Source organism: Mesorhizobium sp. WSM4898 (assembly GCF_029625845.1).
GTDB lineage: Bacteria > Pseudomonadota > Alphaproteobacteria > Rhizobiales > Rhizobiaceae > Mesorhizobium.
In genome coordinates, this window is the sequence record NZ_JARTVQ010000003.1 from 674,375 (window position 1) to 697,483 (window position 23,109).

Annotated in this window: 25 protein-coding genes and 1 tRNA gene; 9 read left to right on the forward strand and 17 right to left on the reverse strand. The window is 63.9% G+C overall.

Annotated features, from left to right (window positions below; translation table 11 throughout):
- Positions 1-27 precede the first annotated feature (27 nt).
- Positions 28-2,232 (reverse strand): exopolysaccharide transport family protein, encoded by a 2,205-nt coding sequence (locus P9228_RS18100; RefSeq protein WP_278054669.1) that lies wholly within the window; start codon positions 2,230-2,232, stop codon positions 28-30.
- Between the two features lie 263 nt (positions 2,233-2,495).
- Between P9228_RS18100 and P9228_RS18105 the strand changes: the two genes are divergently transcribed.
- The 5 genes from P9228_RS18105 to P9228_RS18125 all read left to right on the forward strand — a co-directional run bounded on the left by P9228_RS18105 (position 2,496) and on the right by P9228_RS18125 (position 7,313).
- Complete coding sequence (locus tag P9228_RS18105) at positions 2,496-3,059, forward strand: polysaccharide biosynthesis/export family protein (protein WP_278054670.1); 564 nt, start codon at positions 2,496-2,498, stop codon at positions 3,057-3,059.
- 8 nt (positions 3,060-3,067) lie between these two features.
- Positions 3,068-4,198: a glycosyltransferase family 4 protein gene (locus P9228_RS18110; protein WP_095824732.1), complete on the forward strand. Its 1,131-nt coding sequence runs from the start codon at positions 3,068-3,070 to the stop codon at positions 4,196-4,198.
- A gap of 138 nt (positions 4,199-4,336) precedes the next feature.
- On the forward strand, positions 4,337-5,869 hold the full coding sequence (locus tag P9228_RS18115; protein ID WP_278054671.1) for an undecaprenyl-phosphate glucose phosphotransferase: 1,533 nt from the start codon (positions 4,337-4,339) through the stop codon (positions 5,867-5,869).
- A 65-nt stretch (positions 5,870-5,934) separates the two neighbouring features.
- Positions 5,935-7,182 (forward strand): O-antigen ligase family protein, encoded by a 1,248-nt coding sequence (locus tag P9228_RS18120; protein ID WP_278054952.1) that lies wholly within the window; start codon positions 5,935-5,937, stop codon positions 7,180-7,182.
- Positions 7,183-7,236: 54 nt separating this feature from the next.
- Positions 7,237-7,313 (forward strand) — tRNA-Pro (locus P9228_RS18125).
- Positions 7,314-7,357: 44 nt separating this feature from the next.
- On the opposite strand, the gene P9228_RS18130 is transcribed toward P9228_RS18125, so the two are convergent.
- The gene (locus P9228_RS18130; RefSeq protein ID WP_278054672.1) at positions 7,358-7,816 is read right to left on the reverse strand and encodes a YbaK/EbsC family protein; all 459 of its coding nucleotides are present in this window, start codon (positions 7,814-7,816) and stop codon (positions 7,358-7,360) included.
- 176 nt (positions 7,817-7,992) lie between these two features.
- The gene (locus P9228_RS18135; protein WP_067330074.1) at positions 7,993-8,259 is read right to left on the reverse strand and encodes a helix-turn-helix transcriptional regulator; all 267 of its coding nucleotides are present in this window, start codon (positions 8,257-8,259) and stop codon (positions 7,993-7,995) included.
- A gap of 303 nt (positions 8,260-8,562) precedes the next feature.
- Between P9228_RS18135 and P9228_RS18140 the strand changes: the two genes are divergently transcribed.
- The 3 genes from P9228_RS18140 to P9228_RS18150 all read left to right on the forward strand — a co-directional run bounded on the left by P9228_RS18140 (position 8,563) and on the right by P9228_RS18150 (position 10,251).
- Entirely contained in the window at positions 8,563-9,162 is a 600-nt protein-coding gene (locus tag P9228_RS18140; protein WP_278054674.1) for a hypothetical protein, read from the forward strand.
- Between the two features lie 228 nt (positions 9,163-9,390).
- Entirely contained in the window at positions 9,391-9,585 is a 195-nt protein-coding gene (locus P9228_RS18145) for a hypothetical protein (protein ID WP_278054676.1), read from the forward strand.
- Between the two features lie 405 nt (positions 9,586-9,990).
- A complete protein-coding gene (locus tag P9228_RS18150; protein WP_067000787.1) occupies positions 9,991-10,251 on the forward strand; it encodes a hypothetical protein in 261 nt (86 codons plus the stop codon).
- A 106-nt stretch (positions 10,252-10,357) separates the two neighbouring features.
- Here the strand turns inward: P9228_RS18150 and P9228_RS18155 are convergent, their stop codons facing one another.
- From P9228_RS18155 to P9228_RS18185, 7 genes are all read right to left on the reverse strand, one after another.
- Complete coding sequence (locus P9228_RS18155; protein WP_095778647.1) at positions 10,358-10,660, reverse strand: DUF883 family protein; 303 nt, start codon at positions 10,658-10,660, stop codon at positions 10,358-10,360.
- A 105-nt stretch (positions 10,661-10,765) separates the two neighbouring features.
- Entirely contained in the window at positions 10,766-11,305 is a 540-nt protein-coding gene (locus P9228_RS18160) for a MerR family transcriptional regulator (RefSeq protein WP_067000781.1), read from the reverse strand.
- A gap of 125 nt (positions 11,306-11,430) precedes the next feature.
- A complete protein-coding gene (locus P9228_RS18165; RefSeq protein ID WP_067000778.1) occupies positions 11,431-11,754 on the reverse strand; it encodes an integration host factor subunit alpha in 324 nt (107 codons plus the stop codon).
- Positions 11,755-11,856: 102 nt separating this feature from the next.
- The gene (locus P9228_RS18170; RefSeq protein WP_067000775.1) at positions 11,857-12,828 is read right to left on the reverse strand and encodes a beta-ketoacyl-ACP synthase III; all 972 of its coding nucleotides are present in this window, start codon (positions 12,826-12,828) and stop codon (positions 11,857-11,859) included.
- Between the two features lie 9 nt (positions 12,829-12,837).
- Positions 12,838-13,908: a phosphate acyltransferase PlsX gene (plsX, locus tag P9228_RS18175; protein ID WP_278054682.1), complete on the reverse strand. Its 1,071-nt coding sequence runs from the start codon at positions 13,906-13,908 to the stop codon at positions 12,838-12,840.
- 130 nt (positions 13,909-14,038) lie between these two features.
- Positions 14,039-14,587: a DUF177 domain-containing protein gene (locus P9228_RS18180; protein WP_278054684.1), complete on the reverse strand. Its 549-nt coding sequence runs from the start codon at positions 14,585-14,587 to the stop codon at positions 14,039-14,041.
- Positions 14,588-14,598: 11 nt separating this feature from the next.
- Complete coding sequence (locus tag P9228_RS18185) at positions 14,599-15,141, reverse strand: ubiquinol-cytochrome C chaperone family protein (RefSeq protein WP_278054686.1); 543 nt, start codon at positions 15,139-15,141, stop codon at positions 14,599-14,601.
- A 117-nt stretch (positions 15,142-15,258) separates the two neighbouring features.
- Between P9228_RS18185 and P9228_RS18190 the strand changes: the two genes are divergently transcribed.
- Positions 15,259-15,774 (forward strand): outer membrane protein assembly factor BamE, encoded by a 516-nt coding sequence (locus P9228_RS18190; RefSeq protein WP_067000750.1) that lies wholly within the window; start codon positions 15,259-15,261, stop codon positions 15,772-15,774.
- A 139-nt stretch (positions 15,775-15,913) separates the two neighbouring features.
- Here P9228_RS18190 and P9228_RS18195 read toward each other — a convergent pair whose 3' ends face one another.
- The 7 genes from P9228_RS18195 to nrdR form a co-directional block, all read right to left on the reverse strand.
- A complete protein-coding gene (locus tag P9228_RS18195; RefSeq protein WP_067330052.1) occupies positions 15,914-18,055 on the reverse strand; it encodes a sodium-translocating pyrophosphatase in 2,142 nt (713 codons plus the stop codon).
- Positions 18,056-18,290: 235 nt separating this feature from the next.
- Positions 18,291-19,511: an MFS transporter gene (locus tag P9228_RS18200; protein ID WP_278054689.1), complete on the reverse strand. Its 1,221-nt coding sequence runs from the start codon at positions 19,509-19,511 to the stop codon at positions 18,291-18,293.
- Positions 19,508-20,002: a transcription antitermination factor NusB gene (nusB, locus tag P9228_RS18205; RefSeq protein ID WP_095824739.1), complete on the reverse strand. Its 495-nt coding sequence runs from the start codon at positions 20,000-20,002 to the stop codon at positions 19,508-19,510. Before nusB ends, P9228_RS18200 begins: the two co-directional genes overlap by 4 nt.
- A complete protein-coding gene (gene ribH / locus P9228_RS18210; protein ID WP_067000738.1) occupies positions 19,999-20,493 on the reverse strand; it encodes a 6,7-dimethyl-8-ribityllumazine synthase in 495 nt (164 codons plus the stop codon). Before ribH ends, nusB begins: the two co-directional genes overlap by 4 nt.
- A 284-nt stretch (positions 20,494-20,777) precedes the next feature.
- The gene (locus P9228_RS18215) at positions 20,778-21,395 is read right to left on the reverse strand and encodes a riboflavin synthase (RefSeq protein WP_095801276.1); all 618 of its coding nucleotides are present in this window, start codon (positions 21,393-21,395) and stop codon (positions 20,778-20,780) included.
- A 61-nt stretch (positions 21,396-21,456) separates the two neighbouring features.
- Positions 21,457-22,584, reverse strand: coding sequence for a bifunctional diaminohydroxyphosphoribosylaminopyrimidine deaminase/5-amino-6-(5-phosphoribosylamino)uracil reductase RibD (gene ribD, locus P9228_RS18220; RefSeq protein ID WP_278054693.1), 1,128 nt, complete (start codon positions 22,582-22,584; stop codon positions 21,457-21,459).
- A 2-nt stretch (positions 22,585-22,586) separates the two neighbouring features.
- Complete coding sequence (nrdR, locus tag P9228_RS18225) at positions 22,587-23,066, reverse strand: transcriptional regulator NrdR (RefSeq protein WP_059184872.1); 480 nt, start codon at positions 23,064-23,066, stop codon at positions 22,587-22,589.
- Positions 23,067-23,109: the final 43 nt, after the last annotated feature.

A 23,109-nucleotide genomic window follows, 5' to 3' on the forward strand; every position in this document is an offset into this window, starting at 1 on the left:
TCCGAGCACTTCGCGGGCGATATCTGCTCAGGCCGCCGACCGGCGTCCGGGCAACGGATCTCCCGGTTCACAGCCAACCGGCGTGACCAGCGTGACGTCCGGATAACCATTCTCGATCAGCTTGACCGCCGCCTGCGTGACCTCGTCATCGGCTTCGAGCATCGACAGGAAGACTTCCGTGCCATCGCCAACCAGGCGGCCGATGCCTTGTGCGTCGGCAGGGCCGCATTCGACGACGACGAGGTCGTAAGCCGTGGTCAGCGACTGCATGATGATCGGCAGCCGGTCGGCGGCGCGCATGGCGCGGATAGGATCGGCGGTACCGACCGGAATCACATGCGCGTCCGAATAGAGATCGGGATGGATGACGTCGCTGAACTGCGCCTCGGAGGCCAGCAGATTGGTGATGCCGGGAAGCAGTCCGCTGTCCAGCATCGGGCGCGAGGCGGCGCCCGAGGCGGTGAGATCGAGCAGGAGCACCCGCAGGCCCGCATCCGACACTTCGCGCGCCACCAGCACGGCGGTGGCGGCGGCCTCGTCACCTTCCGGGGAGACAAAGATGGCGCGCGCGGCACCCGAGGCAATCAGCTTTTCCGCCGCCTTCTCGACATCGATCTCGCCAAGTCTCGGCTGCCATGACCGGCGCGCTTCGGGCTGTGCCGGGTCTGGTGGATCTACCGGCTCGGCAGGCGCTGCCTCCATGACGGTGCCCTGCCCGATCCGCTCGTCAGCGACCGAATTGTCGCTAGCTTCATCCTCGGCATCGGCGAGCGCCGGTTCGGTGCGCGCCACCGGCATCGCCACCTGTTCGATCGGCTCGAATCGGGCTCCGGCGGCCGGACGCATGGCACGGCCGGAGAACAATTCCCTCAGAAGCGTGCTAATCGCCATCAGCAGCAGCGACGCGGCGGCGGCGGCACCAGTGATCGGGCCGATCTTCGGAAAATACGGTTCGGTCGGCACCTGTGCTTTCGAAAGCAGACGGGCGTCGACTGGCAGATAGTTGCGGTCCGCGCGCGAGGCCGCCTCGCGGTAGCTTGCCATATAGGATTCGAGCTGCTGGCGCTGGGCATTGGCGTCGCGCTGCAGCGCATCGAGCTCCACCTGCTGCTCGCCGGCGCGGGCCGAAGCGGCTTTCAGCGTGTTGACCTCCTGGACCAGCTGGTCCTCGCGAGCCTTGGCGGTCTGTGCCTGAGTCGCCAATCCCTTGAGGATCTTCTGCGCCTCGTTGCGGATCTGGCCATTGAGATCGGCAAGCTGCGACTTCAGCGCCCGGATGCGAGGATGGTTGTCGAGCAGCGTCGTCGACAGATCGGCAATATTGGTCCTGAGCTCTACCTGCCGCTCGAGCAGGCGCTGGATCAGCTCGGAAGACAGAACTTCCGGCACGCTGTCCAGCGTGCCGCCATTCTGCAGCGCCTTGCGCACGCTGTCAGCGGTCGCCTCTGCGGCGGCGCGATTGGCGCGCACCCGGGAAAGCTCGCTCGACAGTTCCGAGAGCTGCTGCGTCGCGAGCACCGAATTGTTGCCGCCCATCAACAGGTCGGATTGCGCGCGATAGGCGGCAACCTTGGCTTCGGCATCCTTCACCCGATTCTGCAGATCGGTGATTTCCGGGCCGAGGAAGCCTGTGGCGGCGGTGTTCGATTCCATCTTCGCACTGCCTTTTGAGGCAAGGTAGGCCTGCGCAATGGCGTCCGCGACCTGGGCGGCGAGCTTTGGATTGTTCGAGGAGAACTCAACGGCAATTACGCGGGATTTTTCAACGCCGTAGACGTTGAGCTTATCGTGCATTGCCTTGAGCACGCGCTCTTCCGGCGGGATGTCAAAGGGGTCGCTCTTCAGGCCGACAAGCACAAGCGCGCGACTGAGCGCCGACATCTTCAACGCTTCGTCGAATTCCGGCAACTTTTCCAGGTTGAGGTCCGAGGCAACCTTCTTGAGGATATCGGGCGAGGACATGATCTGGACTTCGGTGGCTACAGCCTCCTCATCGGTCGCCGGCTTGTCGTCGCTGGTTGTGCCGGCCGGCCGAGTGAAGACCGATTCGCGCGACCCGATCTCCAGCTTGGCCACTGCCTTATATTGCGGCGTCGCCAGCCAGGCGAAGGCAAACGCCAGCCCGGTCACGACAAGCGTGACGAGAACAATGCGCAGCCAATTCCTCGCCAGGCTGGCGAAGAGCTGTCTCAGGTCGACATCGACATCTGCGGCCGCGGATTGAACGGACATGCATCCTGCTCCGAACTTTGAGTCGAGGATGGACCGTAAACAACTATGGTAACCCAGCCGTTAAGATCAGGATGCGTACTTATTAGAACGCACTCAAAGAACGTCCCGCGAAAGCAATAGAACAATTGGGTTTTTTGCCAGCAGCCGACGAGTCTAAGGCCTATCCTTTACCGACCATTAACCCTAACAGGATGATAACGGGCGCACTTCCTGGGGTTGGCCGCCTCACCGGTGGCGAGAGCGACGAAGGTTCGTGTCCGATCATGAAAAGCACTGCTCATCTCTTTCGCGCCATGCTCGCCTTGTCGCTGCTTACCGGCTGTTCCAGCTACCGGCCGGCGCCCGCCGCCTTTCATGAAGTGCTCGACCAGCCATACAGACTCGGCGCCGGCGACCGCATCCGCGTCACGGTGTTCGAGCAGGACGGGCTGACCAACACCTACAGCGTCGACCAGTCCGGCTACATCTCCTTCCCGCTCGTCGGCGCCGTGCCGGCGCGCGGCCACACCGCCCAGCAGCTCGAAAAGGAAATCGCCGATAAATTGCGCCAAGGATATCTGCGCGATCCCGACGTCTCGGTCGAGATAGACCGCTACCGGCCGATCTTCGTCATGGGCGAAGTCGGCGCCGCAGGGCAATATTCCTATGTGCCGGGATTGACGGTGCAGAAGGCGATCGCGATCGCCAGCGGCTTCACGCCGCGCGCCAACCAGGAAAGCGTCGACATCACCCGCGACATCAACGGCAAGGTCATGACCGGCAGGGTGCAAACATCCGATCCGCTCCTGCCCGGCGACACCGTCTACGTCCGCGAACGCCTGTTCTGACAATCAACGTGGCGGCTCACCTCCGGATCGTCCACTGCTTCCGCTCACCTGTCGGGGGAATCTTCCGGCATGTGCGCGACCTGACCGAGGCGCAGGTCGCCGCCGGCCATTCCGTGGGTATCGTCTGCGATTCGACCACGGGCGGCGACTATGAGGAGCGGCTGTTCGGAGCGATGAAGGAGCGCCTGGCGCTCGGCATCCATCGCACGCCGATGCAGCGCCATATCGGACCGGGCGACATCGCCGCGGCCTGGCGCACCTATCAAATCATCAAGGAATTGCGGCCGGACGTGCTGCACGGGCATGGCGCCAAGGGTGGCGCCTATGCCCGTCTGTTCGGCTCACTGTTGCGGGTTTCAAGGTCTCGCGTGGCCCGCCTTTATTCGCCGCATGGCGGCTCGCTGCACTATGACGAAACGACGGCGACCGGAAAGCTGTTCTTCGCGCTGGAGCGTTTCATGGCCCGCTTCAGCGACTGCCTTCTGTTCGTTTCCGACTACGAGCGGACAACTTATCGACGGAAGGTCGGCGAGCCGCCCATCCCCAACAGGCTGGTCTATAACGGCCTGCGGGCCGTCGAGTTCGAACCGGTGGCGCCGGCGGCTGATGCGGCCGATCTCATATACATCGGCATGATGCGCGATCTCAAAGGCCCCGACATCTTCATCGATGCGCTGGCGCGCGCCGGCAGGGAGCTCGGACGCCGGCTAAGCGCGGTGATGGTCGGTGCCGGCGACGACCTGCCACGCTACCACGCTCAGGTGGAGCGACTCGGACTGAAGGGCCACGTCCGCTTCCTGCCGCCGATGCCGGCCAGAGAAGCCTTCGCCCTGGCCGAGCTGATCGTCGTCCCGTCCCGCGCGGAAGCAATGCCCTATATCGTGCTCGAGGCGCTGGCAGCCGGCATGCCGATGATTGCCACCGCCGTGGGCGGCATTCCCGAGATCTTCGGCGAAGACTCCCCTGCCCTGATCCGACCCGATGCCCGCCAACTTGCCGACAGGCTCAGAACGGCTCTCGACGATCGCGGCGCCTACCGCAAGCTGATGCCGCAAAACCCCGAGTTGAAGGCGCGATTCGGGGCCGACGTGATGGCGGCCGAGATCGAGAAGGCTTACTTCGCGGCGCTAAAGCTTTAGAATTTACTAATTTGCAATAGGCGTGAAAAAACCGCCAGTCGTCGCAAGCAACAATACGCATTCAAAGCCACCTGTTGTTTCAAGGCTTTCTTAGCTCTCTTTTGCTATTCACTCGCGCGAAGCTCGCGGACAATCCCCATGAACGAGATCGACCCCGCGCACCGCTTTTCGATGGAGGCGGTGCGCAAATTCGACGGCCCGGCCGAAGCTCAAGTGCCCGGCATCAATGACGTGGCGCGACAGGTCGCCTCGCAGTACCGGCGCGATACGATGTCGCCGATCATGGTCAGCGGCGTGCTGCGCATGGTCGAATTCGCCGTGCTCTTCCTGTCAGGCATGTGCCTTTATTTCTACTATGTCGGGTTCTTCAACTATCTCGCCTGGCAATATCCGCTGACGATCGCGGCAGCTTCGTTCCTGGCGGTGGTGCTGCTTGACGTCAGCGACAGCTACCAGATCGCGGCGCTGATGCGCCCCCTCGCCAATTTCGGCCGCGTGCTCCTCGTCTGGGCTGGCACCTTCGCGCTGATGGCTCTCACGGCCTTCGCCATGAAGGCTTCGGAGGACTATTCGCGTCTTCTGTTCGGCAGTTGGTTCGTGGTCGGCTTCGTGCTGATCTTCGGGCTCAGACTGGTGATGTCCAGGCTGATCAGGCGCTGGGCGCGCGATGGGCGCATGGAGCGCCGCGCGCTCATCGTCGGCGGCGGCAAGTCGGCCGAAATGCTGATCCGCTCGGTCGAGAAGCAGCCCTATAACGATATTCGCATCTGCGGCATCTTCGACGATCGCGGCGACAAGCGCTCGCCGCCGATCGTCGCGGGCTATCCGAAGCTCGGCACCATTTCCGAGCTGATCGAGTTCGCCCGCATCGCCCGCATCGACATGCTGATCGTCTCGCTGCCGCTGACGGCGGAATCGCGCGTGCTGCAGCTTTTGAAGAAGCTCTGGGTTCTGCCGGTCGACATCCGGCTCTCGGCGCATTCCAACGCGCTGCAGTTCCGCCCGCGCGCCTATTCCTACATCGGCTCGGTGCCGATGCTCGACATCTTCGACAAGCCGATCAACGACTGGGACTCTGTCGCCAAGCGCAGCTTCGACATCATCTTCTCGCTTGTCGGCATCCTCGTCTTCTCGCCAGTGATGCTCGCCACCGCGATCGCCATCAAGCTCGACAGCAAGGGGCCGGTGCTGTTCAAGCAGAAGCGCCACGGCTTCAACAACGAGGTCATCGAGGTCTACAAGTTCCGGTCGATGTATATCGACAGGTCGGACCCGACCGCCAAGCAGACGGTGACCAAGAACGACCCGCGCGTCACCCGCGTCGGCCGCTTCATCCGCAAGACCTCGATCGACGAGCTGCCGCAGTTCTTCAACTCGCTGTTCGGCTCGCTGTCGCTGGTCGGGCCGCGCCCTCATGCGATCGCCGCCCAGTCGCACAACCTGCTCTATAACGAGGTGGTCGACGGCTATTTCGCCCGCCACAAGGTCAAGCCGGGTGTCACCGGCTGGGCGCAGATCAACGGCTGGCGCGGCGAGATGGACACCAATGAAAAGATCCGCATGCGCACCGAATACGATCTCTACTACATCGAGAACTGGTCGATGCTGTTCGACCTGCGCATCCTGTTCCTGACGCCGGTCCGCCTGCTCAACACGGAAAACGCCTATTGAGCGCGCTCGCGCATCAGTTGCCGGCGGTCGCGGTCAACCAGTTGCCGCCGCAGGCGGTCAACCAGTTGCCGCCGCAGGCGGTCAACGCCAAGCTGATTGCGCTGATCTCGTCGGCCGCTATCGTCGTCGGCATTCTGCTTTCCGGCTTCGTCATCAGCGAGCCGGCGCCCTACGAACTTTACATGGCCGGACTGATCGCCGTCTGGGCGCTGTTCGGCCTCAGAATATCGCGAGCGATATTGCCGCTGCTGGTGCTGTTGGTGGCGATGAACATCGGCGGCATGATCGCAATGACGCAGATGGCGGACCTCGCCAACACACCGCTCTACCTCGCGGTCTCGCTGTTTCTCGCCTTCAGCGCGGTCTTCTTCGCCTCGGTGGCATCGGTCCAGCCTGACCTCTACCGGCTGATCTTCATCGCCTATGTGGTCTCGGCTGTGGCGACCTCGCTGCTGGGAATAGCCGGCTACTTCCATGCCTTTCCGGGCGCGGAGATGTTCACAAAATACGACCGCGCCGCCGGCGCCTTTCAGGACCCGAACGTGTTCGGTCCGTTCCTGGTGCTGCCCGGCACCTACCTGCTTTATCTGCTCTTGACCGGCCCTGTATCGCGCATGCCGCTTCTGGCGGTGCCGCTATTGATCATCACCGCCGGCATCTTCTTCTCCTTCTCGCGCGGCGCCTGGGGCATGTTCGCGGTTTCGGCGGTGCTGCTCACCGCTTGCCTCTTCCTGCAGAGCGCCAGCGGCATGTTCCGCCTGCGGGTCGTGGTGATGACGATCGCCGCGCTCGCGCTACTGATCATCGCCATCCTCGTCATCCTGCAGCTGCCCGGCGTGTCGGACATGTTCACCCAGCGCGCGCATCTCGAGCAAAGCTACGATACCGCGCGCCTCGGCCGCTTCGCACGCTATACGATCGGCTTCCAGCTGGCACTGGAACACCCGTTCGGCATCGGCCCGCTGGTCTTCGGCACGATCTACGGCGAGGACACGCACGACATCTGGCTGAAGGCGCTGATGGACTATGGCTGGCTGGGCTTCGTCTCGTTCCTGACCCTAACCCTGTGGACGATCTGCGCCGGGTTCCGCATCCTCCTGCGCGCTCGTCCCTGGCAGCCCTATCTGCTTTGCGCCTATGTCGCCTATCTCGGCAATATCGGGCTCGGCACCTTCATCGACATCGACCACTGGCGCCATCTCTATCTGCTGCTCGGGCTGATCTGGGGCGCGATCGCGCTGGAATACCGGCACCAGAAGGAATCGCGGTTGGCGCGCGCCCTCCCTGCTGCGGCACTGTCATCGGCGAATTAGCCGCCGAATTCGGTTGACCCGCACGGGGTTATCACGATACATCGCCACCCGGTCCGGAGTGTAGCGCAGCCCGGTAGCGCACTTGACTGGGGGTCAAGGGGTCGTCGGTTCGAATCCGGCCACTCCGACCATTTTTCAAGCCTGAGACTTGTCCCCCAGAAGTCCTCTCCAATCCCTACTGGGACACGTCGACCCATTTGGCGTCGACAAGTTCGGCCATCCGCTGCGGCGAAATCCGCACGGCGGCATTCGTCGCGCCGGCGGCGGGAACGACCTCGTCGAAGGCCCGCAGCGTCACATCGCAAAAGACCGGCAGCGGCGCCGGCAGACCGAAGGGGCAGACGCCGCCCGGCGGGTGGCTGGTCGCGGCAAGCACCTGTTCGCCGTCGAGCATGCGCGGCTTGCCGCCGAGCGTGTCCTTGCATTTGCGGTTGTCGAGCCTGGCAGTGCCGCTGGTCACGACCAGCATGGTCTCCTCGCCGACGCGCAGGCAGATGGTCTTGGCGATCTGCGCCGGCAGCACGCCATGGGCGTCGGCCGCCAGTGCCACGGTCGCCGAGCTCGCTGCGGTGACCAGCACCTCGATGTCGGGAGCATGTTCGGCAAAGAAGGCGCGGACCGATTCCAAGCTCATGAGCGAAACCTCAATCAGGCATGTTGGCCACTCGATGCCGCCGAATCGTGGCAGCGGCCGGGATTGCCGCATGGCGCGCTGGCAGTTGGCAAGGGCCAGGGGACCATCTGTGGAAGGCGCAAAAAGCCCGCCAGGGCGGGCCATGGCGGGCTTTTTTCGCGGACGCTTCGCCGTCTCTATTGCTGTGTGGGCCGATTCTCTTCGGTCGGCATCATGATCAATTCCTCTTCCGGCACTTGCAGCGCGGAAGCGATACGCCTGAGCTTGGCGGGGTCGGCATCCTTGCCGTCCTCGATGTCGACGATCTCGCCCACGGCCAGGCCGCAGGTCAAGGAAAGCTCCTCAATCGTATATCCCCTCGTTTCGCGGACGGCTTTCAGCGGATTGAGGCCGGACGCGGCAATGATGTTGTTGGAAACAGCGTTTCTTGCGGTGTTGGGCATGGCAACTCCTTGGGATGAAACAACACAGATGAAATGTGGCGTTGCCTGAGACGGGCGGGAGAATGGCCGTTAACGGATGATTTGCCAAGAGGCCGTTTTGGCCGTCACGCCATCGTGACCGTGGTCATCGGCTGGGAGCCGCGGCCGCAGGCCACCGACATGTAAGGTGGCGCGAAGTTCAATCAAGATCTTTTGAAGCGCCGAAGGCCGCACCCGCCGGCATTTTGCCCACTACGATTCGTTAGCTCTCGTCGCTTGCCGGAAGGCGGGCGACGCCAGCCCCTTTGAAGAGGATCGGATTCCATGAAACTGAAGCTATTCGCTATCGTACTCGGCATGATCTCAGGCTTTGCGGGCGCCGCTCAGGCGGACACCGTGCGCTTGCGCGGCACGGTGGTCGACCTCGCCGGTACGACGCTGAAGGTGAAAGCCCGCGACGGCAAGACCGATACGATCACCCTTTCCCCCGACTGGATGATCTCCGGTGTCGCCAAGGCGTCGGCCACCGATATCAAACAGGGCGATTTCCTCGGCATCGCATCGGTGTCCAAGGCCGACGGCGGCAGCGGCGCGCTGGAAGTCGTGATCTTCCCGGCGGCGTTAAAGGGAACCGGAGAAGGCGACCGCGATTGGGATTTGCAGCCCAACAGCCGAATGACCAACGGCACTGTCGCCGACGTGACCGAGGTCAACGGCAGGACCGTGACGCTGACCTACAGCAATGGCCAGAAGAAAGAGATCGCCATCCCGCAATCGACGCCGATCGTGAAATTCGCGCCCGCTGCGCCTGCGGATCTCAAGCCAGGCATGACCGTGTTCGTCAGCGCCGAGCGCGGCAGCGGCGGCAAGCTCGTTTCGCGCCGGGTGGTGGTCGGCAATCATGGCGTGGCGCCGCCGATGTGAGGCGCGCAGCTGACGCATCAGGCTCGAAAAGCATGATGTCGAGCCGTCCATGCGCGCCCGTAAGGGCGCGCGGCGCGATCGTGGTTCGCCAGAAACAATCCAGAAACAAAAATCTACAGTCCGGAAAAAGTGTCGAAAAAATCCAGGAGGATAGTGCCGATCGCGGGGCTTGGGTCACCGATTTGGTCCGGTGAACTCCGGAACGCCCGCGTAAAAGGAAACGAAATCATGAAGAAGTCCCTCCTCTCCGCGCTCGGGCTGGCTCTGGCCCTGGCATTCACCATGCCGATCCTCGGCACGACCAGCGCCGATGCGGCCCCGGTGGTAAAGCACCACCATCACAAGCATCATCGCCGGCTCCATCATCATCATCACCACCACCATCATCACCACCATAAGAAGGTGGTTGAGAAGAAGGCCTGATCCTCCCACCTGCCGATGGGAAGACAGGCCTTCATTGTATTGGTCGCGCAAGTCTTCCCATCGGAATTATTCGCTTCGTGGGACAAGCCTCTCCTTCGAGCACCCGCTGTCCCCTGATGAGCGCGCAGCCGGGTTCGATCGCTTGTCAAGCGGTCCCGACCTCTTGCCGCATCAAGCCGCCACTGCCCAACGAGCGCTTAGCGCTGCTGGCAGATCCGGCACCTGCGGTAAACGCTGAACCCTGACACCTTCACAGCAATGCTCGCCAGGCGACAAAAATCGCGCGAGCCATGAACCTTTCCATTGGAGGCCGCACCAAGCGGTCATGGACGCCACGAAGGCGTTCCTCAACCCGACCGGGACGCCAGAAAGCGCTCCCAGCAACCAATGGAAGGAAATGCTCAAATGACCAACTTCAAGCGTATCTCGCTCGCCGCCGCCTTCGTCGTCTCGGCTTTCGGCTCGGTTTCCGCGCCGGCCTTTGCCGGCACGCATCCGACCGGCGACGGCGGCGCGGTCTGCAAAGGCTCGGGCTCCTGTCTGGTGCTGCAGCTCGATTGTAAGGGCACCTACACCGACGCCACCGATAAGAACGGCACCGTCTACGGCAAGTGCAGCCAGGTCATGAAGGTCGATCCTAAGAGCCGGATCAAGCTCGCGAACTGATCGAAGCCGAAGCCCACTCCATCCCGATTTCATCCGGTTGGGGCTCTCGTGCTGACGGAATGGCGGCCGGCGCGAACGGTCGCCATTTCTGTTTCGCAGCCCGGAGTCAGCGCCGGCTGATCAGAAGGCCGGCAAGCAGGCCGACCACGACCAGTCCGACGGCGGCCACGGTGGCCGGATGCTCGCGCGCAGTGTGCTCGAGCGCCCTGCCCCGGCGCCTGATTGCCGGCAGCGCTTCGTGAAAGCGGTCGGCGAGCTGCGAATAATAATCGGACGCCGCCTCGCGGCCGTCCTCGTAATAGGTGTCGCCGCGTTTGGCCAAGGCTTTCCTGACATCGTCAAGTTGACGCGAGAGCGCCGCGACCTGCCTGTCCAGATCGAGATCGGAAAGGGTCGAAAACCACGCCATGCCTGATGTCCTTCTCTTGCACAGAAGGGCTAACGCATGGATGCGACAGCAGTTCCGGCTGTCAGGGACGCCGGCCGTCCAAGCCGCGGGAGCGGCAACCGAAGCTCAACGCACCTGGTCGAGCAGGCGCTTGCACTCCAGAAGGTCGAAGAGCGCCTCCTGCAGCAAGGCCCGGTTGTCGCGCGACAATTTCGAGGAGTCCGGCTGCACGGGACCTTCGTCGTCTCCCTTGCCAAGGCCGAAGAAACGGCGGCTGGGCTTCACCTTGGGCTGACCGACCAGCGCATCCTCGTCGCCGCGCGGCTGGGCAGCCGCGGTCAGCGGCACTTGCTCGGCCTGGCGGCGCTGCGCGATCGCCTCGACGGCTGCCATGTCGCCATTGCCGATCGCGACCAGGAAATGGTTGCCGTTCTCGCGCAACAGCTTCTGCACGCCTTTGATCGTATAGCCCTGATCATAAAGCATGTGCCGGATGCCCTTGATCAGTTCGACATCCTGCGGCCGGTAGTAACGGCGGCCGCCACCACGCTTCATCGGCTTGATCTGGTTGAAACGGGTTTCCCAGAAACGCAGCACGTGCTGCGGCAGGTCGAGATCTTCCGCAACCTCGCTGATGGTACGGAAAGCATCGGGGCTCTTGTCCATGGGCGAATCCTCACGCTGGACCGCAATCCGGAGTTGATCCGAATCGCACCTTATTTCAGCGGTTTATGAAGCGATATTCAAGCCCGGCGTCAAAGGGGCCGCGGTTTTCAACCGGCATTCGAGGGTTACTTGACGCCCTTGGCCTTGCTGTTCTGGTGCGAACGCAAGATGCGGTTCTTCAGCACGTTCGAGGATTTGAAGGTCATCACGCGGCGCGGCAGGATCGGCACTTCTTCGCCGGTTTTGGGATTGCGGCCGATGCGCTCATTCTTGGAGCGGACATGGAAAGTCGCGAAGGAAGACAGCTTCACCGTCTCGCCGCGAACGATGGCTTCGCAAATCTCATCCAGGACGGCCTCGACCAGCTCGGCCGATTCAGTTCGCGACAAACCAACCTTGCGGTAAACGGCTTCGGCTAGGTCGGCACGCGTCAGTGTCTTTCCCCCCATGCGACCGTCCCATCAGCTCAAAAACATAAATCGATACAGGCAGCGGCAGAGCGTAAGTAATTGATCCGGCAAGGTCAAGGACCGAACCCACGCGCTCGGCACTTACCAGCGCAGCAACACCGCGCCCCAGGTAAAACCCCCGCCCATCGCCTCGAGCAGAACAAGGTCGCCCTTCTTGATGCGGCCGTCGGCGACGGCCACCGACAAAGCGAGCGGCACGGAGGCAGCCGAGGTATTACCGTGCAAATCGACGGTGACCACGACTTTCTCTTCGGCTATCCCGAGCTTCTTGGCGGAAGCGTCAATGATCCGTTTATTGGCCTGATGCGGCACGAACCAGTCGAGGTCTTCCGCCGTGATGCCGGCCTCGGCGAAAGTGGCCTCGATAACGTCGGTGATCATGCCGACCGCGTGCTTGAAGACCTCGCGGCCTTCCATCTTGAGATGGCCGACCGTTCCCGTGGTGGACGGGCCGCCGTCGACGAAGAGTTTTTCCTTGTGGACGCCATCCGAACGCAGGCTGGCGGCCAGCACGCCGCGATCGGCGATGTTGCCAGCCCCTTTCGCCGCTTCGAGCACCACGGCGCCGGCGCCATCGCCAAACAGCACGCAGGTCGAGCGGTCGCTCCAGTCGAGGATGCGCGAGAAGGTTTCGGAGCCGATCACCAGGACGCGTTTTGCCAGCCCGCCGCGGATATAGAGATCGGCGGTGGCGACCGCATAGACGAAGCCGGAACACACGGCCTGCATGTCGAAGGCAAAGCCGTGATGCATGCCGAGGCGGTTCTGGATTTCGACAGCCGTCGCCGGGAACGTGTTATTAGGCGTCGAGGTCGCCAGCACGATCAGGTCGATATCGGCTGGCGTCAGGCCGGCGCTGTCGAGCGCGGCGCGCGCCGCCGCCTCGCCCAGCGAGGCCGTCGTCTCGTCATCGGCTGCGACGTGGCGCTGGCGAATGCCGGTGCGCTGGACGATCCACTCGTCGGAGGTCTCGACCATGCCTTCGAAATCGGCATTCTTCATGATGCGGCGGGGCAGCGCGGCACCGTTGCCGCGCACAACTGATCTGATCAAGGTTCGTTCCTATTCCTCGGCCTCGACGGCGGCGCCGGATTTCCTATTTGCCTGGGCAGTCGGATTGCGCGCATGGAACAGATCGAGATCGGCCTCGATCCGGTCAAGCAGATTGTTGCGCACCATGTCGTAGCCGAGCTCGATCGCCGCGGCAAAGCCATCCGAATCGGCACCGCCATGGCTCTTCACCACAATGCCGTTCAGGCCCAGAAAGACGCCGCCATTGGAGCGGCCGACATCCATCTTTTCGCGCAGCCGGTCGAAGGCACCTTTGGCAAAGACGTAGCCGATCCTGGCCATCAGCGTGCGGCTCATGGCGGCCCGCAAATAGCCGGCGATCTGCCTTGCGGTGCCCTCGGCGGTCTTGAGCGCGATGTTGCCGGCAAAGCCCTCGGTGACGACCACGTCGACCGTTCCCTTGCCGATGTCGTCGCCCTCGACGAAGCCGCGATAGTTCATCGAGGCCATGTTGGCCTCGCGCAGCATGCGCCCGGCCTCCTTGACCTCCTCCTGGCCCTTGATCTCCTCGACGCCGACATTGAGCAGGCCGACGCTCGGCCGCTCGATACCGAACACCGAGCGCGCCATTCCGGTGCCCAAGATGGCGAAATCGACGAGCTGATGCGCATCCGCACCGATGGTGGCGCCGACATCGAGCACCACGCTCTCGCCGCGCGTCGTCGGCCAAAGCGCCGCGATCGCCGGGCGGTCGATGGTGGCCATGGTGCGCAGGCAGAATTTCGACATCGCCATCAACGCGCCGGTGTTGCCGGCCGAGATGCAGGCCTGCGCGGCGCCGTTCTTCACCGCCTCGACCGCTTTCCACATCGACGATTTCCAGCGGCCATGGCGCAGCGCCTGGCTCGGCTTGTCGTCCATCCTGACAGCGATCTCGCAATGGACGAACTCGCTCACCTCGGCGAGCTTGGGAAACTTGGCCAGTTCGGGACGCACAGCGTCCTCGCGGCCATAGATGACGAAACGGATGTCAGGGCGGCGGATGGCGACCGTCATCAGCGCGGGGATGACGACGCCTGGTCCGTGATCCCCGCCCATGGCATCGATGGAAATCCTGATCACGCGGTGTTTTTCTCACGGTTTGCCTGGCTAGCGGCGGGCGCCTGCCGAGGTAAGGGGGCTCGCGAAGGTTCGGCGAAAATAGCGGTTTTGGGCTGCCGCACAACCAACTTTTCCAAAATCCAGGCCGCCTTCAGGATTTTCCGAGCAGCGAACGCAGCTTTTTCTGGAATTCGCTTTCCTCGGGCTGATCGCCACCCGCGCCCTCGAGCGAGGCGCCGGGCTTGCGCGGATAAGGGTCGATCGCCAGGCCGAAAAACTGCTCGGCGAGCGCCCCGACATCGATGGTGTCGCCGGAAAAAGTTTCCGGGCTGTCGGGCCCGTCGGCGTCGAGGACGATCTCGCCGCCGGCGTCGAAGCCTTCGCGTCCGAGTTTCGACTGCTCCGGCAAGAACAGCGCCTCGACGGGCTCGTCGATGTGAGCCGCGACCGGATCGAGTGTGACGATGCAGGCCTGGGTGATGTCGGCCTCGACGCGGCCGCTGACCTTGACGCCGTTGCGTTTCCAGGACGCCACCAAGAGCTCGGCGCGATAGCTCTCGACGGAAAGCAGGTCATGTTCGGCGGCAAGCGCAGTGCGCTGCCTTTCGTCGGCCTCGATTGCAACCGGCAAACCCTTTTGCGGCAGGCGGGCGACATTGGCCACAAAGGATACGGGGCTCTGCGGTTCGGCGTGCTTCATTCTCGCCTCCTTCAGCTGGCTCCGGCGGCCGGGAACGCGACGGCGCCAGCCATGATCGATTCGGTCGGCTGAGCGGCAAGCTGCCCGGTCGCCGCGCTAACATAATTCGCCAGCAGCGACGCCTCGGGCCATTCGCCGGCATCGGGCCTGACATTGCGGGCGAGCGCCACGGCAAGCGCCGCGCCGTCGTCGTCCCGCAAGGCTTCGTCGTAGGCCGCAGTGCGGCCATAGAACATCTTTGCCAGCTTCTTCATGCGCTTCGGCACGCCGACATCGCTGATGCCGAGTTCCCTCAGCGAATGGTCGACATCGAGGAAGAACTCGTCGATCAGCACCTGAGCGATCTCGGCCGCGGCTCCGCCCTCGCCGCGCAGCCGGTGCTGGATCAGGTACATATGGAGCGACAGCATCTCGAAGCGGCCGAGCGGCGTATCCGGCACATTCCAGTCGGAATAAAACATCGTTTGCCGCGCCGCCGCCACGATTTGCGCGTAGAGCGCCTCGGTGATGGCGCGGTTGGCGTGACGTTCGCGACCAAAAAGGCGCTGGAACATTGAGGGTGGTCTCCCGGGGACCTTTTGTTTGATTTGGCCTTGTTGCATCGGCATGCAAGCTGGTTTACCGGTTTTGCGGCCCAGCGCAAGCTGCGGGGATGTGATGGAGAATTGTTGTTGGGTGCGCTGAAATTCAAGTCGTTTTTCATGCCTGTGCGGGCGGGCGTGGCCACTCTGCTGGTGGCGGTATCCGCGCTTTCCGCCTGCAATTCGTCCAAGATGTTCGGTGATCTGCGTCCGAGCGAGACGCTGACGAAAGGCTACGTCATCGACCAGGCGGCGATCGACTCGGTGCCGGTCGGATCGAGTCGCGAGCAGGTTCTTCTTGCGCTGGGCACGCCGTCGACGACGGCGACCTTCGACAACGAGGCGTTCTATTATATCTCGCAGACGCGCAAGCGCTACGTCGCCTTCGACAACCCGCGCATCGTCGACCAGCACGTGCTGGCGGTCTATTTCGGCGCCGACGGCCGCGTCACCCAGATCGCCAATTACGGCCTGAAGGACGGCAAGGTCTTCGACTTCATCTCGAGGACGACGCCGACGGGCGGCAAGGACCAGAACTTCCTCAGCCAGATCATCAACGGCGCCAGCAAGCTGGCGCCCGGGATCCCGGGCGGCGGCACGCCCTGAGTTCGCTGTCAGCGACGTCCACGGACCAAGACCCGCCGAATCCGCTTCGGCGGGTTTTTTGTTTCGCCGAAACGGCTTGGCCGTAAACAAAACCCGCGGGATCGCTCCCGCGGGTCACTTGGTGCAGAAAGAATGTGGCTCAGCCGTGCGCGAGCACGGCCAGGAGCAGCAGCGCCACGATATTGGTGATCTTGATCGCCGGATTGACCGCCGGGCCGGCGGTGTCCTTGTAGGGATCGCCGACGGTGTCGCCGGTGACCGAGGCCTTATGCGCCTCGGAGCCCTTCAGGTGCTTGACGCCATTCTTGTCGGTAAAGCCGTCCTCGAACGACTTCTTGGCGTTGTCCCAGGCGCCGCCGCCGGAGGTCATCGAGACGGCGACGAAGAGGCCGTTGACGATGACGCCGAGCAGCGAGGCGCCAAGGGCCGCGAAGGCCGAGGCCTTCGAGCCCGAGATCAGGAGCACGCCGAAATAGACGACGAGCGGCGCCAGCACCGGCAGCAGCGACGGGATGATCATTTCCCGGATCGCTGCCCGGGTCAGCAGGTCGACGGCGCGCGCGTAGTTCGGTTTCGAGGTCCCGGCCATGATGCCCTTGTCCTCGCGGAACTGCTTGCGCACTTCCTCGACGATCGAGCCCGCCGCGCGGCCGACGGCGGTCATGGCGATGCCGCCGAACAGATACGGAATGAGGCCGCCGAAGATCAGGCCGGCAACGACATACGGGTTGGAGAGGTCGAAGGAGATCTCGCCCATGCCCTGGAAGTACGGGTACTTGTCGCCATTGGCGGCAAAGAACCTGAGGTCGTTCGAATAGGCCGCGAACAACACCAGCGCGCCGAGGCCGGCGGAGCCGATGGCATAACCCTTGGTCACGGCCTTGGTGGTGTTGCCGACCGCGTCGAGCGCGTCGGTGGAGTGGCGCACTTCCTTGGGCAGGCCCGACATTTCGGCGATGCCGCCGGCATTGTCGGTGACCGGGCCGAAGGCGTCGAGCGCCACGATCATGCCGGCGAGCCCGAGCATGGTGGTGACGGCGATCGCCGTTCCGAAGAGGCCGCCAAGCTGGTAGGTGGCGATGATGCCGCCGACGATGACGATGGCCGGCAGCGCCGTCGATTCCAAGGAGACCGCGAGGCCCTGGATGACGTTGGTGCCGTGGCCAGTCACCGAGGCCTGGGCGATCGAATTCACCGGGCGTTTGTTGGTGCCAGTGTAGTATTCGGTGATCACCACGATGAGGCCGGTCACCAGAAGACCGATCAGGCCGCAGATGAACAGGTTCTTGCCGGTGATGACGATGCCGGCGACGGTGCCGACCTCTCCCCAACCGAGAGTGGCCGAAGTAGCGACGGCCAGGCCGACGATCGACAGCAGGCCGGTGACGATCAGCCCCTTGTAGAGGGCGCCCATGATCGAGCCGTTGGAGCCGAGCTTGACGAAGAAGGTGCCGACGATCGAGGTCAGGATGCAGGCGCCGCAAATGGCGAGCGGATAGAGCATGGCGGCGCCCAGCACCGCCGTGCCGCCGAAGAAGATTGCGGCCAGAACCATGGTGGCGACGACCGTCACCGCATAGGTCTCGAACAGGTCGGCGGCCATGCCGGCGCAGTCGCCGACATTGTCGCCGACATTGTCGGCGATGGTGGCCGGGTTGCGCGGATCGTCCTCCGGAATGCCGGCTTCCACCTTGCCGACGAGGTCGCCGCCGACGTCGGCGCCCTTGGTGAAGATGCCGCCGCCGAGACGGGCGAAGATCGAGATCAGCGAGGCCCCGAAGCCGAGCGAGACCAGCGCGTCGATGACGATGCGGTCGTTTGGCTGCAGGCCCATCGGGCCGGTCAGGATGAGGTAGTAGATGGAGACGCCGAGCAGCGCCAGGCCCGCCACCAGCAGGCCGGTGATGGCGCCCGACTTGAAGGCGATGTCGAGGCCGGCGGCGAGGCTGTTGGAAGCAGCCTGCGCGGTGCGGACATTGGCGCGCACCGAGACATGCATGCCGATGAAGCCGGCAGCGCCCGAAAGCACGGCGCCGATCAGGAAGCCGATCGCGGACGTGATGGAGAGCAGCCACCAGGCGAGAAGAAGCACGACGATGCCGACGACGGCGATGGTGGTGTACTGGCGCGCCAGATAGGCTTGAGCACCTTCGCGAATGGCGGCGGAGATTTCCTGCATGCGCTGGTTGCCCTGATCGGACGCCAGGACCGATCGTGTCGCCCAGATGGCGTACAGGACTGACAGCAAGCCGCAGGCGATGACGGCGGTAATGATGGTCATTGCCGAATTTTCCTCGATTGATGGCCCAGAAGAACCCCTCCCTGGGCCGTTGGGACGGAGATGAACGCCGCACGCGGAATCCACCCCTTGGCTAAGGTGTATGCGAAACAGGGCTGGGAACGTCAAGATATTGTTCGGTTTTTGCCCGGCTTTCGCCGGAAAGACGAACGCCGCGACTCACCGGCAGGGGCCGCCGTGCATTTAGATCGATTGCGCGCCGGCAAACGGCGCAATGTCAGTTGGCGCGGCGCAAGCCCGGCAGCTTCAGGGTGCCGAGCGCCAGGAAGCAGAGCACAACGACCGGGAACACGATCCAGTTCAGCATGGTCCAGCCCCAGGCATTGTAGACCGCGCCCGACATCAGCGAGGCGAAGGCGACGGAGCCGAACAGGACGAAGTCATGGAAGCCCTGCACCTTGCCTTTTTCGGATGGATGGTAGCTCGCGGCGACCATGGCGGTCGCGCCGATGAAACCGAAATTCCAGCCGAGGCCGAGCAGGATCAGCGCGGTCCAGAACTGCCATAGCGCAAGGCCTGAGAGCGCCACCACTGCGCAGGCGATGAGCAGCACCAACCCAATAGCGACGATGCGCTCGGCGCCGAAGCGGTGGATCAGCGAACCGGTGAAGAAGCTCGGCCCGAACATCGCCATAACGTGCCAGGAGATGCCAAGCGTGGCATCGTCGGTCGAAAGACCGCAGCCGACCATGGCGAGCGGCGCGCCGGTCATGACGAAGCTCATCAGCGCATAGCTGCCTACGGCACAGAACAGCGCCGCGACGAAACGCGGTTGGGTGGCGATCTCGACCAGCGGACGTGCGTCGCTTGCGGCGGCTTCGGCGGCGCTGCTCGTCCGCCTGGACGTATGCAGGAAGGAAAGGATAATCGCGCCTATGGCGGCCAGCACCAGGATGGAGGCGAAGGATCCGGCAAACATCACCGGCGCCAGAAGGTCGCCGGTGTAGATGACGATCTGAGGCCCGAGGATGGCGGTGACGATGCCGCCAGCCAGCACGAAGGAGATGGCGCGCGCCTTGAATTGCGGCGGCGCGTTGTCGGCGGCGGCGAAGCGGAACTGCTGCACGAAGGCGCCGCCGACACCGATCACGCCCAGGCCAAAGGCGAACAGCCAGAAGCTCGCCTGAAAGAGCGCGAGCGTCGCGATCAGCCCGCCGAGGGCGGTGACGATGGTGCCGGTCATGAAGCCGCCGCGATGGCCGAGCCGGCGGATGATGGCGGCCGCCGGCAGGGCGCCGAGCGCAACTCCGAGGTTGAAGCCGGTGACCGGCGCCGTCGCCAGAGATTTGTCTTGGCCGAGCAGGTATTGGCCGGCAAGCGCGCCGATGGAAATGGCGATCGGCGCGGCGGAACCGACGATCGCCTGCGCGGCCGCGAGGAGCACTGCCGTGCGGCGCGCTTCCCTGCCGGCGTCAGCGACGACTGCCGTGGCGGTCACGATGCGTCCTTGCCGCGACCCTCGCCCCGTACCCGGCGCGAGACACGGTCGAGCAGGGCGTTGACCAGCTTCGGCTCGTCTTCCTCGTAGAAGGCCTTGGCGATGTCGACATATTCCGACACGATCACGGCCACGGGCACGTCCTCGCGCTTCATCAGCTCATAGACGCCGGCGCGCAGGATGGCGCGCAGCGTCGAGTCCAGCCGCGACAGCGGCCAGTCGTCAGTCAGCGCCTGGCGGATGATCGGATCGATGGTCTTCTGGTTCTCGACGACGCCGGTCAGGATGGCGCGGAACCACTGCGGGTCGGCCTCGCGATAAAGTGCGCCGTCGACTTCCTTGCCGAGGCGGAAGGCCTCGTATTCGGCGGTGATCTCGAAAACACCGCTCCCGGCCACGTCCATCTGATAGAGCGCCTGGACGGCGGCAAGACGGGCGGCACCGCGCTTGTTGGCGTGGCGCGCCGCACCGGTCTGGGCAGGATCGCTCACGATTGGGCTCCGAATTTCTCTTTGAGCGCGATCATGGTCAGCGCCGCGCGGGCGGCAAAGCCGCCCTTGTCGCCTTCGGTGCGCTTGGCCCGCGTCCAGGCCTGCGCATCGTTTTCGGTGGTCAGGATGCCGTTGCCGATCGCGACCGCTTCCTGCACGGAAAGATCCATCAGCGCACGGCTCGATTCATTGGCGACGATGTCGAAATGATAGGTGTCGCCACGGATGATGGTGCCGAGCGCGACGAAGCCGTCATAGTGTACGCCGCCCTCGCCGGCACCGTCCAGCGCGAAGGTGATGACGGCCGGAATTTCGAGCGAGCCAGGAACAGTCACGACGTCATAAGTGGCGCCGGCCTCGTCCAGCGCGCTGGTCGCGCCTTCGAGCAGCGCGTCGGCGAGGTCGTCGTGGAAACGCGCCTCGACGATAAGCAGATGCGCCTTCGCCTGCGGACGAATGAACGCTTTGCCGTGTTGGGATATGCCTGCCATAAACGTCTCCGGGGGGTTGCCGGTGACTTAGGCCGAAGCCGGATTGATCGCAAGCACAAGATTGCCGCCCGACACAGGTCCAGCATCTCCCGACAGGCCCAGATCCCAAGCCGCGCGATCTTCCGGGGCTTTCTTCAGCTAGCAGGCGAAGCCTCGAGGATCGAGATCGATGCTCGAGGGCCGATCAGCCGCTCAAGCTGTCAGTTCGAGAAGGGCAGCTGAGGCGCCGGCGCGATCTGGCACCTCAGCGATCCGCGCCGCCTCCCCGGAACCCTCGGCTGCGCTCAAAGCCCCTGTTTCGCCGCCTCGGCTAAGCGCGCGGCATAACGGGCCATGGTATCGATCTCGATGTTGACGCGGTCGCCAGCCTGGCGCTCGCCCCAGGTAGTGACGCTCAGCGAGTGCTGGATCAGAAGCACATCGAAGCGCGTAGCTTCGACCTTGTTCACGGTAAGCGAGGTGCCGTCGAGCGCGACGGAGCCTTTCGGCGCGATGAACTTCGCCAGGTGACGCGGCGCCTCCAGCGTGAAGCGCACGGCATCGCCCTCTTCCCTGCGCTCCACGATTTCCGCCGTGCCGTCGACATGGCCGGAGACGATATGGCCACCGAGCTCGTCGCCGATCTTCAGCGCCCGTTCGAGATTGATCCTGGTGCCCGATTTCCAACCGGATGCAGTCGTCAGCCTGAGCGCCTCTTCCCAGGCTTCGACCTCAAACCAGCGCGCGTTCGAGCCGTTCTCGGGCAGCGCCGTCACGGTCAGGCAGACGCCGCCGCAGGAAATCGAAGCGCCGATCGCGATCGTTTCCGGGTCATAGGCCGTGTCGATGCGCAGGCCGACGCCTTCGCTGAGCGGCTTCACCGAAGCGACAGTGCCGACATCCGTAACGATTCCCGTAAACATCAGATCGTGTCTTCCAGTTTGACCATGCTCTTATCCGAAAACCATTGCCCACTTTTTGGGATCATGGTCTTACCCACTCGGCATAGCTGTCCTCGCCGAAGCGCATCGCACGCAATTTGCGGAAACCCGGCGGGATATGCGCAGCGTCGATCGGCGAGGCGATACCATCCTCGCCGATCGCCTCCGGTCCCTGGAACAGGACGATGCGGTCAACGAGGTCTTCCGCCAGGAAGGCCTCGGCTACCTTGGCGCCGCCTTCGACCACCACGCTCGCCATGCCGAGGGCTGCAATATCCTCGAGCAGTTCCGGCAGGGCTACTTCGCTCTCGTAAGTTTCAGTGCCGATGAAGTGCACGCCCGCGCGTTCGAGCGCAGCCCGCCGCTGCGGGTCGGCCTCGGCGCATGCCGCGACATAGAGCGGGACACGATCCACCCCGGAAACGAGCTTCGACGACTCCGGCAGCCGGATCTGGCGATCGAGGATGATGCGAGCCGGGGAGCGGTTCTCCAACCCCGGCAGGCGCACGGTCAGCGCCGGGTCGTCCTCCAGCGCAGTGCCGATGCCGACGAGGATAGCGTCGGCCTCCGCGCGCATAAGATAGACTTCGCGCCTGGCGATCTCACCCGTGATGGCGACCTGGCCGGCGCCTTTCCGGCCGATCTTGCCGTCGCTCGAAAGCGCAAGCTTCAGCGTCACTTCGGGACGTTTCTTCAAAGATCGAATCAGATAGCCGGCCATCTGCTCGGCGGCCTCTGTGGCGAGCACCTTCTCCACGACCTCGATGCCGGCGGCGCGCAGCATGGCGTAACCCCTGCCGGAAACGCGCGGATCGGGATCGCTCGCGGCGCCGACGACGCGCGCAATGCCGGCATTGACCAGCGCGGTGGCGCAAGGCGGCGTGCGGCCGTGATGGGCGCAGGGCTCAAGCGTCACATAGGCGGTGGCGCCGCGGGCCAGTTCGCCGGCCTCGGCCAGCGCCGCGGTCTCGGCGTGCGGCCGGCCGCCGACAGCAGTGACGCCGGTGCCGACGATCATCGGGCCGGCGCCGTCGTCGCGCACGATGATGGTGCCGACGGAAGGATTGGTCGCGGTGCGGCCGGCATTGCGGCGCGACAGCCGGATGGCCGCCGCCATGAAACGGCGATCAAGGGCTGCTTGCTCGGCCCCGCCCAATTGAGCTTTCGCCATGATCAGCCGGCGTCCTCTTCGGTCTTTTCTTCGTCGCCCTTCAGTTCGCCCAGCAACTCGTGGAAATCCTTGGCTTCACGGAAATTGCGATAGACCGAAGCGAAGCGGACATAGGCGACGTCGTCGAGCGATTTCAGCGCCTCCATGACGAGCCGACCGACCTCGCCGGAGGCCACTTCCGTCTCGCCGGAGCTTTCGAGCTGGCGCACGATGCCGGTCACGGCGCGATCGATCCGCTCGGGGTCGACATTGCGCTTGCGCACCGCGATCTCGACCGAGCGCAGCAGCTTGTCGCGGTCGAACGGCACCTTGCGGCCGGACTTCTTGATGACGACGAGATCGCGCAGTTGCACGCGCTCGAAGGTGGTGAAGCGGCCGCCGCAGTCCGGACAGACGCGGCGCCTGCGGATCGCCGCGCCATCCTCGGCGGGACGCGAATCCTTCACCTGCGTATCTTCGGACTGGCAATAGGGGCAGCGCATGGAGAGCCTTGGGTTTGCGATTCAGAGCATGATCCCGAAAAGT